Genomic DNA, 15,353 nt, shown 5'->3' on the forward strand with positions numbered 1-15,353 from the left:
GAACCCGGCGGCTCGAAGCCCGCTCCTAGGTGAGGCGTGTCGAGGAAAACCCAACCGAAAGGAGCTTACATCATGGCACGCAACAACACCCCGAACCGCAAACCGGCCCGCGAGTCCCGCACCCCAGCGTTCATCGCCTGGCACGTCGACGAAAAAGGCGAAAAGTCCTTCTGGACCCGCATCGGTGCCGCCTGGGATCACAAGGACGGCGAAGGTTACACCCTTCAACTCGACCTGGTCCCCGTCAATGGCGGACGCGTCATCCTCCGGGTTCCCGCCGAGGACAACACCGATCAGGAGGCGGGCGCGTAAGCGCCCCCTCACTGCCCGAAGGGAGGAAACAACATGACCACATCACTTCACATCGAAACCGCCCGCGCTGCCTTGGCGCGGGCAGCCTGGGCCAGAGGCGAGAAACCGGCTTATGACGAAGAGGCCATCATCGACCTGCTGGCGGACATGCGGCACTGGTGCCGTAATGCCGGGGTCGACTACGACCGCTGCGACCAATGCGCCGCGTCCCATTACCGGAACGAAATCGGGAGCGTGTCATGACGCGCTCCCTTGAAAACCACACCATCATATGGCGCGGTTTCTCGATTGAAGTTCGCTACGAGCAGAACTGGCTGGGAACCGAGGGGCCGTTCAGTACGGCGCATCTTCAGGTGAATACCGTAGAACCGGAGAACGCCCCTCTGCCGATAACCGAGACAGGCTACCGGTCCCGGTTCATCGACGCAGAGACGATCGCGGAGGCCGGAGGACCGGTCGCCTTCGTTAAAGCCTGGCTTGACCAAGCCGCCGAGGCAAAATCGTGGAAAGAGCAGCAGGAAAAAGCGCGGCAGATGACACTGTTCTAGCCGCGTGCTGCGGACAAGAAAAAGGGCGCGAACCGCTGGTTCGCGCCCTGAATTTTTGGATCAGACACGGTCTATTCGCCGAACACCATCGGCACCATGTGGTCGCCGCAGACCAGACGGGCATCATGCTTTGCCCAGGCTTTCAGATCACAATCGGGGCAGCAATAGCGCACCCGCTTGCCGCTTTTTTCCGGCGCGGTGGCTTCGCCCGCGCCGGCCGGATCGAACTCGGGGGCAGTCGGGGCTTCCTTCCAGATGATCGCGAACTCCTTCGCCATCAGTTTCTCGGCGGCCTGCGCGAACGCGCCGCCCGGCACGATCATGTGGTTGACCGTCTCGCCGGTCTCCTTACCACCGTCTTCGCCGGTGTCGGTGGGCTGCAGGCCGAGGCTCTTCATTTTGTCGGCCCACTCGCGGTTATGGTAGCGCCCGCGTCCCGGTGTCCCCTGATGGCGCTGCCAAAGATGCACCATCTCATGAACCAGCGTGCCGAGGATTTCGACCAGGGGGCGGTCGCCAAAGCGCGCCGGATTAAGGGCGATTTCATCCGCAGCCCGGCCCTGATCGTCATTGAATTTATCGCCGGAGAAGAATCCGAATGTGCCTTTGCGGCGCTGCAGCGTGATCAGCGCGTTCGGCAACTCATTGCCAAACAGCGTCTTGTTGAAATGCTCGTATGCCTGCTGGAATCGATCATAGGTGTCGCGAGTGGGTTTGATCGGCAGGAGTGCAGGAGCAGAATGCATGTTCATCGCGAACCATCCTTCTGCACCGCCTGTGTTGGATTGTAATGTACATTCCAGGAAAGGTCAGGGTGCCATTGCGTGATGGCGATGAATGTCGTGCAATATTGATGGCGCTTTCCTCGTCTAAACCGCGCGCCGTTGTGGCCGGTGACAGTGTAATGTACACTCCAGTCACATCATCAGATTGAGTGGACGTACATTTCCATTCCGCCCCGCCGCTCTGCTACAATTATAGTATGAGGGGCAATCCCAGATAGAGATGAGTACAAGGTGTGCGTGGTACTACCACGCGCACCTTGCTGGGGGGACTCTCCAGTCCCCCGCAGACCCCCCTCAGGGCATCCGTAAGGCTGCGAATCCGCTCATGGCGTATTCGGTCCAACGGATGTTTTCAGCCGGGCGCTGGCGCTTTTTGGGTGTCGAACCCATCCGGCTGAGCGCAACGATTTCGGCGTTGCATCACGACCATGGAGACTGCCGCTCTCCCTGGACCCATCGCGCAAAGGGCTATCCGCGCCCCTTGCAACCACGGCCAGGACTTTCGTGTCCTGAACCACGACCCGCCGACGCTCTGCGAGCTTTGGCGGGGGAACCCGGTGTTGCTGCCCTCCGTAGCCTTTGGCGTAAGAGGGTCGGCACCGGCTTCGAGCAAAGGTGAGAAGTCTGCTCTCCCTTTGCGATCCCATCGACCAGGGGCATGGCTGCGCCCCTGGACCCGGCGGCGACTGCGACAGGTGTGTCGCCAGTCGAAGAGAGATCGGCGAGCGCGGTTTGCGCGCGGTCTGGTGCCGATCTTTGCGGCTACGTGTTGATGCATGACGGAGAAGAAGACACGAGACGCGCCGATATCCTATCGCCCGCCCACCGCCTTGCGGGAGGCGTTTCGCGCCCGTGTCGAGGCCTCTGGCCTGTCCGTCAATGCCTACATCACCCAAGCCGTCTTCGACCAGGATGCGCCGCGTCAGGCACGGCGGCCCCTCGTCGAGCAGCAGACAATCGCACGGCTTCTGGTCGAAACCGCACGCTTGCATGACCGCCTGGGGGCAGTCGGCGTCGATGCTGATCTCGACGCCGTGCTGCTCGCAGAAGCCCTGCGCGACCTGCGCGAAATCCGGGCTGCCTGCCTCGCTGCGTTGGGGCGAAAACCATGATCCCCAAGGCGAGCCAGCGTGCCGGCGGGCAGGACCTCGCCACCCATTTGCTCAACGCGCACGACAACGAATATGTCGAGCTGGCCGAGCTGCGCGGTGCGGTCGCCGATGACCTTCACGGCGCGTTCGCCGAATGGGAGGCGATCGCGCATTCCCTGACTAAGTGCCGGAATTACCTCTACAGCCTATCGGTCAATCCCGATCTCGGTCAGGGGCAGCTCAGTCGCGATCAGTATCGCGATTATGCCGCGCGCGTTGAAGAAGCGCTCGGTTTGACGGGTCAGCCCCGCGCCCTCGTGTTCCACATCAAGGAGGGGCGCGAGCATTGTCACATCGTCTGGTCGCGGATCGATGCGCGGGCCGGTAAGGCCATCCACCAGCCGTTCGATCATGACAAGCTGATGATGGTGACGCGGGAATTTGCCCGCGACCATGGGCTGGCCCTTCCTGCCGGGTACGAGCGCGGCGGTGATGACCGGAAGAAGAAGTCTCTGTACGAGACGCAGCAGGAGCGCAATTCCGGTCTCACCAAAGAAGAGCGCATGGCGGCGATCACTGCCGCCTGGAAACGCAGCGACAGCCCGCGCGCCTTCGTAAGGTCGCTGGAGGAAATGGGTTATGTGCTCGCCACCGGGAGCCGGCCCTATGTGCTGGTCGATCTCTACGGCAACATGAACGCGCTGCCGAAGCTGATCGATGATCGCAGCATCCGCACGAAGGAGATCCGCGCCTTCCTGGAGCGGGATTTCCCGCCGGAGAGTTTGCCCTCCGTCGATGAGGCCAAGGCACTGGTCGCCGCGCACCGGCAGGCGCGTGAGGATTTTGTCAGATCCGGGCGCGACGCCAAGAAGCTCGATCTTCTGAAAGCAGCGCAGGCAGCGCGTCGGGAGAAGGTCGAGGCAGCCCAGGCCACGATGATGGCGCGGCATCGGCACGAGGTCGGCGCGCTTTCGCAAAAGCATCTGGCAGCACGGAGGCTGTTACGCACGCGCTATCTTGAGGAAACCCGGCAGGTGAAAGAGGCGCGGTTGGCGGCAAAGCCGACCGGGCTGGCGGCGTTTCTAGGCCGGGTCACGGGCGTCAGCTTCGTCATCAGCAAGCTTCACAAGCATCGTGATGGACAGCGCTACGTCGCCTTCCAAAGGGAGAAGGCGGCGCTCGTGGAGCAGCATGCAGAAGCGCGGCGTGTACTGGAACATCGCCATACTTTGCAGGCGATCGATGCCGCGCGGGAGGTCAGGGCGCTGGCGCAAATCGAGGCGCGCGAGCTCAAAAGCTATGAAGTAGCTCAGCGCAAGCAGGAACGTATACAGCAGCGTCAGGGGCATGAGCACATGCCGTCGCTCAATCTGGCACTGAAGCCGAAGGGTCGATCAGCAGTACCGCACAAGGCGAAGGACCGCTATCGCGAGCGGGATCGTCATCATTATGATGATCGTGGTCATGAGCGGCCCAAGGACCGCGAGATCACCAGCACTGTCGATGGGCAGAGTGTCGATGATTGTGGTGATGATAGTGCACTGCGCAAGGTGTTCGGCACGGCGGCGAAGAAGCAGGCCGAAAAGGCGGGTGATCAGCGGTCAGGCAAGGGTGAGAGCGCGCGTGGTGGGCGCGGTAGTGATGGCGGTGACGGCGTGCGTCGTCGCCAGCGGACTCGGCGGCAGGACCGGGCCCGGGATATCGAGATACCGGAGGATCAGGTGCCGGTGTTCGAGGCTCCGCTGCCCACCGTGCCGGAGCCGCACTGGACCGAGTTGCCGCTGGCAGATGAGTTCCGGGAGGCGGCAAGGGACAAGGATGAGCCCGGCGGAAAGCGCGGGTCCGGCGGGCGGCGGATCAGGCCGTCGCGTTCGGCGCGGGGGAATGAACGAGACGGCGATGACAAGGACTTTGAGCGGGAGCGGTAGTTGGGCGCGTCCCTTGCGGGTCCGGCTCTACGCTGGCGCGCCGAGCCGTAAAGCGTCTCGGCCCATCCGGGTCACGATCCTTCGCGCAGGTAAAGAGGGCTCGGGAGCCCACCACCAAAGCAGGCTAGATTTGCCAGTCGGATTTGAAGAGGTCCGCAAGTTCAATGATCTTGTTCGGCAGCGCAGGACCATCGCAGGTCATACCCAAGTATGTGGCCGCGCGCGTTGCGCCTACGTAGAGATATTTGTCGAACAGCTCCGGTCGACGCTGCGCCAGTTCATCGACGCCGATAAAGAAGACCGCTTCAAATTCGAGGCCTTTGATGTGTTGCACATCAAAAATACGGATATCGTTCTCCTGACCGACGAACTGCCCGTCATGACACGGTACGACGTTTAGATTGCTGTTAGAAAGTGCGATCTTCAGACTATCGGCCAGCGGGCCAACGGCTTCTTCGTCATTGACGAGTATGGCCACTGAGGGAAGAGGGGTGGTCAGTTTTTCGATCTCGATAATTCTCGCCACCAACCAATCAACGATGTCGATGTGGTTCGAAAGACGTGTGGCCAGCACGGGGTCAACACCAGCGCTATTCACGTCCTTCGGCAACACCACATCCACAGACTCTCCAGAACACAATCGCACGATTTCGCTTGCGAGATGGCTAAGCTGCTCGCTGTGGCGATAAGTAACCTGGATCGGGCGGACCTCGATCCTTGGGAAGGCCCATTTCATATCGACAGTTGATCGACTACCCCAACTCGTAATGCGCTGATTGAAGTCCCCGCAGGCGAAGAACGATGAAATCCGAGGGTTAGAAAGTTCCCCCATGCAAGCCAGCTGCAAAGGCGAGAAATCCGTGGCTTCATCAACCATGACCTGGTTGCGTGTAAGGCCAAGAAATTCTTTTATGGCCCCAAAGACAGGTTCGTCTATTCTCCTGACCACACCGCGTTCGCGCGCAAGCCCGCTCAATGTGCGCAAAGAACATAGCAACATCGCGTCAATCTCCAGCGGTCCGGCATCGGCGGCTGAAGCTTGGGTGCTACTATACCAAGTGCCTTCGGCTTGCCGCATGCGCCGGAATCGGCGGTAACGGGCAGGCAAGCCGTTCACATAGCGGCGAACCGGATTGGTAAATCGACGCAACGCCGTCTGTAATTGCAAACTCTCGCCGAGTTCGCGCAATTCCGGCTGAGCAAGCGTTCTATCTGCAATCCAAGTTGCGATTTTCCCTGCTCGTGTATTCTTGGACAGAGTGCGCCCACTGATACGTGCGCGAGCCTGACTGCGGATGTTGCGTGAGAAGGTTGCGGCTGCAACGGCAAGTCGGGTCTTGGGACTTTGGCCTTCTTCTTCGTCGTCTGAATCAGCGTCTTCGCTTTCGTCGTCGTCGCTGCCAAGCGCATCCAGAAACGCAGCCATTTCATGAAGCATCTGTCGGTCGCGGTTGACCGCTAGATTGAGATGACTCCGAAGAAGGCTGTCTGAAGCGGTCTTCAGCGTGTCCAACATCGTTTGAGCTTCGCCACTTAGGTCAACGATCTCGACAAGTGCCGAGGACAGCGGCGACTGTTCTGTGCGGCGAACGATGGTTTCAGCGCGTTCCCCCAGCCTCCCAGCCACCGCGCTCTTGTTTCTTGACATGGCGGATGCCGCCGTTACGAGCTCGTCCCAGAAATCGCTCCTCTCCCATGCAGCGAAATCCTCAAACCATTCAGTCTGACTGGCCAGCACCTCTGGCAGGAGCGGGTCAATGTCCTTGAGTACGTATGAGCCTCCGCCGGTTGACCCACGCAGGATACGGAAGTGGTTGCGCGCCAGATCGTGCCGGTATTTTGTCCAGGTCGAGATCTTTTGATCGGGGGCAGCAATTCCCTCCCGTGCAAAAGCTTCTTTGAGATACTGCTTGAGCAGCTCTGTAGGCGTGAACATAAGCCAGCTATCGCTATGCGACAGCTGAGAATCTCCGACAGCTCTATCGATTAAGACGCGTTCTTGCTCGTTCAGATACTCGCGGTCCGCTTTCTGTCCTAGGCGGCGAATCAATGTTGTGGTTTTCCCTGTTCCGGGAGGGCCCACGATCAGAAGTTGGCTGTCTAGGCTGAGTCGGAAAATTTCATCCTGATATCGGTCCAGAATGGGCTGATCTCGTAAGCCCATCTTGGTGATGACGTTGCGCTTTATACCGTCAAGGATGTTTGCTGCCTTTTCATCCTCCGCAAGAATGGCATCAAGGAGGTTCTCTTCCTCGGCAGCCAGGTCTGCGCCATCAAGCAAGTCACGCATTGAGATGACGGTGACGGGGCCATAGGCCCCGGTCTTGAGAATTGAATCTCGCGAGTCCCAGCCCTGCCGGTTGCTAAAGGCGTGAAGGAGAGCTTTTTCAACAATCTGAACGGATTGTAGACCGCCTGGGGTACGAAGCTCATAATCGTCGCCAACGTCAAGGGATGCGAGACGCCCGGCGGGTGTATTTCGTCCAGCCAGTTTGTGGGGGCTGCCCGGGATACTTTCAGCTGTGTGGCGGCAGATATAGTAGACGAGGGGTTTCCCGTCTTCCGGAAGGACCACTACGCGCGCTATGGCTGGCTCTGTCGTCAGGGATTCGAGATTTTGACGACGCGCGCCGTCGATTGAACTCAGAGATTTTGCCGCAGCACCGGAAGTGAACGAGTTATAGCTGGCCAGCGCGTGCGGACCCGTTGCATGCGGCTCACGCAATCGCGTTTCAGCGGTTGAGGCGATTGTCTCAAACACTGAGAGTGTCTCCGCTGCCACTCGCGTTATATCGATTCGCTGTTCTTCCGTGCTCAAAATGCCCCCCCTGTAGTGCTGTTTAAATGTAATGGCGAAACGGAAGGGGTTTAGAGCCCACATCAGGAATCGCCGTTAATATTTCGCCGATATCGTCTGCAAATCTCAAGGTAACGGGTAAGCCGTCGCCAAAGAGGCAGGCGTTGAAGTTGATTTTTGTCAGTGCGAGGATATCCGCTAAAACCTGATTGATTTTTGTTTCACCAAATACGATGCGGACTTTCAAAGGTGACGGCACCTCACGACCGGGGTAGGTCTTGAGTTTAGGAATGTAACCCAGCGTCCACAAAAATGCGTTGCGGTCGTCCATAGGGAGAGCAAGCCCACGCAGGATAGGGCGACGCCCCTCGCTGAACAGCTTTAGATCATTCGGACGTGTTATCTGTATTCCCGTGATCTTTGTGCCAGCGGGAACGGCGCTGCGGAAACCCTCGATTTCGGTCGAGCTGAATCGCGTGCGGCCATGAATAAACACTTCGGCCGGTGGTTTACCGTGCCAAGTGATATAGCTGTCAATTGAACGACGCACGATGTCGGCGGCCTTCTCTTGCGAGAGGTGAAACTCGCCGATCTTGTCCGATCCCCACGCACCGACAGCCCCTTTGAACACAATCCCCTCTCCGGTGTGCAGAAACATCTGCGCGCCGCAGCAGGCCTCATTCCTATCGTGCGGATTATTGGTGCGCTTGAAGACGAGTCCGATATAGCACACACCCTCCCGGATATCTGAAAGTGTCCAAGGTTTGGCGCCAGCCTTGTAGTATATCGCCGTTGTCAGGTTCCACGCGATCGTCGCGTCATCCTGAAGCTTGCGGAGCGGCTTGCCCCGAGCGTTCAGAAATTCCTGCGGTGCGATTGTTGTCTGCCGCACGATTTGAGTAACGGCCTCGCAGGCCAGCAGCTTGGCTTTCAGCTGGTTGTGGAAATGATTCTCATAGAGATGTTTTTCTGCGGCGAGATTCGTTTCCTCAAACAAGTCCGGTGCGGCCAGAATTTCAATTGCGCGTGCGTGCGAAAGATGATGTTCAGCTTGGATGCCCTCACGCCGGCTTAGTGTCGACTGTGGCCGGCAGAGCTTCCAAACCTCTTCCGGAATGACTACGAACCAAAGTGAAACCCTCGGGTCTTCCTCTTTCACGAAGCGTTGAATGGGATTGGCGAAGAGATCGACCGTATCAAATACGCGCTGGTGCGGGTCGCTGAGTTTGACAGTTCTGGCGAGCTTGTCGGGATGAACTTCGAGTTTCACGCGCGGTGCAGATGGCCATGGCCATCTAAATACCGTCTCAAAGCCGGGGAACGTTACCGAACTCCCGACTTTCTCGTCCCGAGGAACAGTTTTCTGGATTTTCGCACACCACGACTCAAACTGTTGGATGCCTTCTGGTGTGCCGATCACGCCGTATTGTACCCCGAGGGGCGCTTCCGGCGGTCCGAAAAGCAGCAAGCCGTCCTTTGGGTCCTCCAGGGTTTGGTCGTAACCAAATCGTAGACGCGGTTCGCTGAACGGCACGAGCATCTTGGGCGGCGGTTTATGCCTTTTCTTCATCCGCATCCCCCTCTTCGTCATCCTCCACCAATTCGATCTCTGCGTTTTCGTCCAGTCCCTCTCGCTCGTCGTCGTAATATGTCCATGGGCTGGTGATCTGCATGCTTGCCGCCTCGACATCGATACAGCAGTCGCCCCCGACATCGAGAGATAAGCTGGCTTGGCTCTCGCATAGTGTTGTCATGAAGGCCCGCAGTCTGTCGCGCCACTCGGCATTCCACCAGTTCTTGCATACGCTCCGTCGCGCCTTGTGCATGCGGTCGGCCGCAGACCAAGGGGTGATGCCGTCGTCGGTGAAGATGACGTGATGCTTGAGGACTAGACGCGGGAAGGGTGAAAGCTGCGGCCAGGCCGATACAGCGTAATGCCAGTAGCCATCCGGCACGCGCGTGCCGTCAATTGTCCTCCGTGACTTAGTTCCTACAACTTGCCGAAACGAGCGCTTACCTGGCGTGCTTTCGTAGTAGCCCCGATTTTTATCCAGAACGCCGGCTTTGAAAAACCAGGCCTTCTGTCCATTGGCCATCGTGTGAAACGCAAAGCCTCGCGTTTCCATTGTTCGTTCCCAGGCCTGTCGTATGAGGTCGCTCAAGATATTCGCAGCATCGAATGCGGCGACGCTCAGCGTCTCAAATCCGTCGTTTGCAAACGATGTTGAGGGGCAATCCAGCGTTTCCGAAAAATGCGGTCCGAGTCGGTCTTCGACGACGGCCCGGGATGCAAACGTGACCAGAATTTGACCAAGAATTTTGTACGGATATCCTAGAGCACCAGCAGTTCCGGTCAAAGCGTCAGAAGGGCCCCTGAATTTGTGGAAGTAGAGTCTGTCTGGTAGCTTGAAAGAAAACCAGTTCGACTGACAACGCTCGCGTGACACGACAATGCGACGCTTGTAGTCGATGGATCGCCGGTACCAATCAGCGACACAAGCCGGTCCCGCTGCGGCAGACTTTGGAGCACCTTCCCGCTCTAGAAGCTTGAGCAGTCGGCTAAGTCCGTGCGCCCAAGTTTCATCGAAGCGCACGCAGTTCAGATCCTGAATGGACGGCTGCATACTTTGGAAAGGAAAGTCATCGATCTTCAGCGGAATGACAAAATCGCCAAGCTGGTATTTCTCGCGCGTATCCAAAGCGAGGCGCAGTTCTCTCAATGTGCCCGGCTTGCGATTGCCTTCCAGCGTCGAGACAAACAGGACGCGAAAGGCACCGGCATCAATCGCCTCATCAATATCATCCCACCAAGCCTCACCACCCAGAAGCGCTGTGACATCACACCACACCTCATAGCCGGCGATTGCGAGCTGCGTGGCGAGCCACTCGGCAAAAACGTTATCTTGCGGCGTTGCGTGACTGATGAATATGATGCTGCGTACGCGGCTCGGAGCGACCACGGCTGCGGGCTTGCTGACTGGCTTTGGCAACTCACCAATATCCGACAACGTACGCTCCGATTTAGTTTCGTTTGTCGCGCGGCGGAAACGGATCGCGGCCAGGAGAAACCGTATCCGAGTCGCGCCACCGGCCGTCGCGGCCTTGGATGCGCACTTCGCCGCCTCCACTCTCGCGGACTGTTTCCTTGGCTGCGCGTTCGGCCGCACTCTGGGTACCATAGACACCTTCCGGACGAGCGATGCCGCCTTTCTTTACCGCCCAGTCGTTTCCGTGACGGACAACGAAGCGATCATTCTTGGCCATCGACGATCTCCTTTGCTGTTGACGAGCTTGAACCTTATGGGTTAAGAAACTATACGTATCGAGTTTCGATGTCAATATAGTTTCTATACCCTTTCGTGGAGCGGTGATGGATCAGGAAAATTCAGGTATCCGGTGGGGGGTCGAGCAGCGGCTCGAATTCATCGAGTTCCGGCTTTTCTGGGAAGGCGGCGTTAATCGATCCGACATCATCGACGTATTCGGCGTGTCGGTACCGCAAGCTTCCAAGGACCTCGCGCTCTACCAGGAACGCGCGCCTGGAAACGTGGACTATAACAAGAGCGCCAAGCGCTATGTCGCGGCCAAGAGATTCGCGCCGCGATTTTTAAGGCCTGACCCGGATGCTTACCTGTCCCGACTGCGTTCCTTGGGCGAAGGCCTGTCGGCTCCGGTCGAATCGTGGATTGCGCACCCGCCCGAGACCGATATCGCGCTGACCCCGAAGCGCGACATTAATACGGATGTGCTGCGCGCCATCCTCGAAGCGGTGCGCGACCATCGCTCGCTCGAAATCCACTATCAATCAATGAGCAAGCAGCGTCCCGATCCAGTCTGGCGGCGCATTACCCCTCACGCCTTCGGCTATGACGGTTTTCGCTGGCACGCCCGTGCGTTTTGCCACATCGACGGGAAGTTCAAGGACTTTCTGTTGCCACGCGCCCTGAAAGTCCGCAGTCCCGGCGAGCCGGGCAAAGCAGGGGCAAAGGATACGCTTTGGCATGATTTTTTCAGTTTCGAGATCGTACCGCATCCCGATCTTACGGCCAGCCAGCAGGCGGTCGTAGCCAAAGATTATGGAATGATTGAAGGTAAATGTGTGCTCAAGGTGCGCTATGCCATGCTTTTTTATGTTCTTCGCCGGCTGGGATTATTAGGAGATGCTTCAAAATTACCGGCACGGCGGCAACATATTGTTGTTTCCAACTACAGTGATGTGCAAACTGCGCTGGAGCGCGCTGAATTCTTTGAAAACAATACGGAAAATACAGGCGCGCAGGGGTAGTCATGGTTCGGCTTGAAGAGATAAAGGGGGGCGCGTTTGTGCGCGGCATTGTGCCGCGGCAACCGGTCGAGATCATATCGCTCGACTGGATCGGTCAGCAGGCCGTCAATGTCGTCTTCCGCGACCAGAACGGAGCCGTCGCCGAAGGAACGCTGTATCGCGACGATGAGCACCGGCTCGAACTCGATGCGCGCGGCAGGCTCTGGTCGTTTGATGCCGATGGCGGGCTTCTCCGGCTTGTCACCGAAGCGAACCGTATCAAGCTCGCCCATTATTTCGATCCGTATCTCGCCATTCACACGAGTCTCGTCGATCCGCTGCCGCACCAGATTTCGGCCGTGTACGGCGAAATGCTGCCGCGTCAGCCGCTTCGCTTTTTGCTGGCCGACGATCCGGGCGCGGGCAAGACCATCATGGCTGGCCTGCTCATCAAGGAGCTGATCGCGCGCAGCGACCTGGAGCGCTGCCTTGTTGTCGCGCCCGGCAGCCTTGTCGAGCAGTGGCAGGACGAGCTTGGCGAGAAATTCAACCTGGAATTCGACATCCTCACCCGTGACATGATCGAAACCTCCCGGTCCGGCAATCCGTTCAACGATCATAACCGCCTGATCGTCAGGCTGGACGTGCTCGCACGCAATGAGGAACTTCGAGACAAGCTGCTGACATCGCAGGAATGGGATCTAATTATCTGCGACGAAGCGCACCGCATGTCGGCCACCTATTTCGGCGGCGACGTGAAATACACCAAGCGTTATCAGGTCGGTCAAAGGCTCGGGCAGATTTGCCGCCACTTGCTGCTGATGTCGGCAACTCCGCATAACGGCAAGGAAGAAGACTTCCAGCTCTTCATGGCCTTGCTCGACGGGGACCGTTTCGAAGGACGATTCCGTGACGGCGTCCATTATGCCGACACCGAAGACATGATGCGGCGGCTGACCAAGGAGGAACTGCTCAAGTTCGATGGCCGACCGCTCTTCCCCGAACGCCGCGCCTATACCGTCAAGTACGAGCTCTCTCCCAAGGAAGCGGCTCTCTACAGCGCCGTGACGGATTACGTCCGCACGGAGATGAACCGCGTCCAGCGTTTTGCCGAAGGCGACAATAAAAAGCGCAACAATGTCGGCTTCGCCTTGCAGATTTTGCAGCGCCGCCTTGCATCGTCACCGGCGGCGATTTACCAGTCACTGAAACGCAGGCGTGAGCGGCTCGAAAACGAGCTTGCCGAGGCGCGTCTTGCCGCGCGCGGCCGTCCGGGTGACGGTCTCGGCGAGGCCGGCGTCAGCAGCGAAGTCCTGCGCAATATCGAGGAATACGGACAGGAAGAAGTCGACGAGCTGGAAGACATCATTTCGACCGGGGCGACGACGGCCGAAACGATCGATCAGCTGGCCATCGAAGTCGACACGCTCAAAAACCTGGAGCAGATGGCACTTGGCGTTCTCCGCTCCGGTGAAGACGCCAAGTGGTCGCAGCTCAATCGCATCCTTGATGACGACCTCATGGTCGATAGCCACGGCAACCGGCGCAAGCTCATTATCTTCACCGAACCCAAGGACACGCTGCACTACCTCGTTGATAAGGTGCGGTCGCGGCTTGGCAATCCTGAATCCGTCGATGTCATCCATGGCGGGGTCACGCGCGAAGAACGCCGCAAAGTCATTGAGCGATTCATGCAGGACCGCGACATGCTGGTCCTGATCGCAAACGATGCCGCCGGCGAAGGTGTGAACCTTCAGCGCGGGCATCTGATGGTCAACTATGACCTGCCGTGGAATCCGAACAAGATCGAACAGCGCTTCGGTCGCATCCATCGTATCGGTCAGACGGAAGTCTGCCATCTATGGAATATCGTGGCCGCCGATACGCGAGAAGGTGAGGTCTATGCCCGCCTTCTCGAAAAGCTGGAAGCGGCCCGCGAAGCGCTGGGCGGTCGGGTTTATGACGTTCTGGGTGAGCTATTTGAAGGCGTGGCGCTCAAGGACCTGCTGTTTCAGGCAATTCAGTACGGCGAACAGGAGGACGTTCGCGCACGCCTGTTTCAGCAGGTGGACGGGGCGGTGGATCAGGAGCACCTGCTGGAGCTGCTAAAGCGCCGCGCTTTGACCAATGACACGATGCCGGAAGCGCAGGTGCATGAACTCCGGCTTGAGATGGAGCGGGCCGAGGCCCAGCGTTTGCAGCCCCATCATATCCAGAGCTTTTTCGTCGAGGCTTTTCAGCATCTCGGCGGGCGCTTGAAACAGCGCGAGGAAGGCCGCTGGGAAATCACCCATGTGCCTGTCCGCATCCGGGAGCGCGACCGGCAGGTCGGCAGCGGCGCGCCCATCCAGAAGAAATACGAACGCATCTGTTTCGAGAAGAGCGCAATCAACCAGCAGCCGGTCGCAACATTTGTGTGCCCGGGCCATCCGCTTCTGGAATCCGTCATCAGCATCATTCGGGAAGACTACGATCAGCTGATGAAGCAGGGGGCCATTCTCGTCGATGACACGGATATGGACACCGACCTTGCCGCCATCTTCCTGCTTGAGCACAGCGTTCAGGACGGACGGCTGACCAGCACCGGCAAGCCGCACATCATCTCTCAGAAGCTTCAGTTCGCGTCCGTTGATAAAGAAGGCCGAACCACGAATGCGGGAATTGCCCCGCACCTCAATCTCCGCCCGGCCACACCGGAAGAAATTGCGCTGGTTCAGGACCAGCTGGATGAGCCCTGGTTGACGGCAAATCTGGAAAAGACCGCCGTGCAGTTTGCGACGGTCGAGCTTGCGCAGGGGCACGTCGCCGAAGTGAAGGCTCGCCGCATCCCCGAGATCGGCAAGGTCGAGCAGGAGGTGAAAGCGCGCCTCAAGAAGGAGATCAATTACTGGGACAGCCGCGCCTTCGAGCTTAAGGAAGAGGAAAAGGCCGGCAAGAAGACGCGCCTTAACTGGCAGAATGCCGAACGGCGTGCCGAAGACCTCGCCGAACGGCTCAAGCGCCGTCAGATTCAGCTTGAGCAGGAGCGATTTATCTCGTCGCAGCCGCCGCGCGTCAGGGGCGGCATGGTGGTGATCCCGCGCGGACTGCTTGCGGGTCGCTCGGCGGATGTCCTTGATGACCTGCTGCGCAGGCGCTTTCCCTGTCCCGGATCTCTGTCTCATCTTCGCTCCTTTGAAAGGCCAGAAATCCTCCGTTCTCGGTTAAACCGCTTTGGTCCCATCAGCGCTGACGCCGGACACTACGATAACATTGCCTATTCCATCCTGTCAGACTTTTTCTACAGCTGGCTACGACCGACGCTTAAGGATGTCGCTCCAGAGGTGTTTAGTGTTCTGTCCACGCCGAAAACAGAGGAGCTGGTAGCGATCGCATCCAGGCATGGCGGACGCGACGGGGCCGAGCATTTCTTTATTGACGGCATGACGAAAGCGATTGCGCGGATGGTGGCGAATGGCTCCCAAGAATTCCCAGCAACGATCTACTACGCTTTCAAGCAGAGCGAGGTGAAGGACGAGGGCATAAGCTCCACAGGTTGGGCTACCTTCCTTCAAGCCGTGATTGAGGCGGGCTATGCCGTTGTAGGTACTTGGCCAATACGCACTGAGATGGCGAACCGGATGATCGC

11 protein-coding genes and 1 pseudogene are annotated in these 15,353 nt (G+C 58.5%); 7 read left to right on the forward strand and 5 right to left on the reverse strand.

Annotation, left to right across the window (positions count from 1 at the left end; translation table 11 throughout):
• The first annotated feature begins 72 nt into the window (after positions 1-72).
• Genes ASD50_RS11265 through ASD50_RS11270 form a run of 3 tightly spaced genes read left to right on the forward strand, consistent with a single transcriptional unit; the run spans position 73 to position 860 of the window.
• Positions 73-312, forward strand: a complete 240-nt coding sequence (locus tag ASD50_RS11265; RefSeq protein ID WP_056240717.1) for a hypothetical protein — start codon at positions 73-75, stop codon at positions 310-312.
• A 33-nt stretch (positions 313-345) separates the two neighbouring features.
• Positions 346-555, forward strand: coding sequence for a hypothetical protein (locus ASD50_RS22465; protein ID WP_082549595.1), 210 nt, complete (start codon positions 346-348; stop codon positions 553-555).
• Positions 552-860 (forward strand): hypothetical protein, encoded by a 309-nt coding sequence (locus ASD50_RS11270; protein WP_056240721.1) that lies wholly within the window; start codon positions 552-554, stop codon positions 858-860. Before ASD50_RS22465 ends, ASD50_RS11270 begins: the two co-directional genes overlap by 4 nt.
• A 71-nt stretch (positions 861-931) precedes the next feature.
• Here the strand turns inward: ASD50_RS11270 and ASD50_RS11275 are convergent, their stop codons facing one another.
• A complete protein-coding gene (locus ASD50_RS11275) occupies positions 932-1,612 on the reverse strand; it encodes a SprT-like domain-containing protein (protein ID WP_056240724.1) in 681 nt (226 codons plus the stop codon).
• An 809-nt stretch (positions 1,613-2,421) separates the two neighbouring features.
• Here ASD50_RS11275 and ASD50_RS11280 point away from each other — a divergent pair.
• Both ASD50_RS11280 and ASD50_RS11285 read left to right on the forward strand, forming a co-directional pair.
• A complete protein-coding gene (locus ASD50_RS11280; protein WP_056240728.1) occupies positions 2,422-2,757 on the forward strand; it encodes a hypothetical protein in 336 nt (111 codons plus the stop codon).
• Entirely contained in the window at positions 2,754-4,664 is a 1,911-nt protein-coding gene (locus ASD50_RS11285; protein WP_056240731.1) for a relaxase/mobilization nuclease domain-containing protein, read from the forward strand. The genes ASD50_RS11280 and ASD50_RS11285 overlap by 4 nt, the downstream gene beginning before the upstream one ends.
• Before the next feature lie 124 nt (positions 4,665-4,788).
• Here the strand turns inward: ASD50_RS11285 and ASD50_RS11290 are convergent, their stop codons facing one another.
• From ASD50_RS11290 to ASD50_RS11305, 4 genes are all read right to left on the reverse strand, one after another.
• Complete coding sequence (locus ASD50_RS11290; protein WP_200952396.1) at positions 4,789-7,425, reverse strand: ATP-binding domain-containing protein; 2,637 nt, start codon at positions 7,423-7,425, stop codon at positions 4,789-4,791.
• Between the two features lie 79 nt (positions 7,426-7,504).
• Positions 7,505-9,037: a hypothetical protein gene (locus ASD50_RS11295; protein ID WP_156465037.1), complete on the reverse strand. Its 1,533-nt coding sequence runs from the start codon at positions 9,035-9,037 to the stop codon at positions 7,505-7,507.
• On the reverse strand, positions 9,015-10,469 hold the full coding sequence (locus ASD50_RS11300; protein ID WP_056240739.1) for a toll/interleukin-1 receptor domain-containing protein: 1,455 nt from the start codon (positions 10,467-10,469) through the stop codon (positions 9,015-9,017). The genes ASD50_RS11295 and ASD50_RS11300 overlap by 23 nt, the downstream gene beginning before the upstream one ends.
• 13 nt (positions 10,470-10,482) lie before the next feature.
• A complete protein-coding gene (locus ASD50_RS11305; protein WP_056240742.1) occupies positions 10,483-10,725 on the reverse strand; it encodes a DUF2188 domain-containing protein in 243 nt (80 codons plus the stop codon).
• A 106-nt stretch (positions 10,726-10,831) separates the two neighbouring features.
• Between ASD50_RS11305 and ASD50_RS11310 the strand changes: the two genes are divergently transcribed.
• Both ASD50_RS11310 and ASD50_RS23850 read left to right on the forward strand, forming a co-directional pair.
• Positions 10,832-11,746 (forward strand): helix-turn-helix transcriptional regulator, encoded by a 915-nt coding sequence (locus ASD50_RS11310; RefSeq protein ID WP_056240744.1) that lies wholly within the window; start codon positions 10,832-10,834, stop codon positions 11,744-11,746.
• 2 nt (positions 11,747-11,748) lie between these two features.
• Positions 11,749-13,554 (forward strand): annotated as a pseudogene (locus ASD50_RS23850) (DEAD/DEAH box helicase); the annotation flags it as partial.
• Positions 13,555-15,353: the final 1,799 nt, after the last annotated feature.

It is taken from the genome of Mesorhizobium sp. Root552, from assembly GCF_001427285.1.
Lineage (GTDB): Bacteria > Pseudomonadota > Alphaproteobacteria > Rhizobiales > Rhizobiaceae > Mesorhizobium.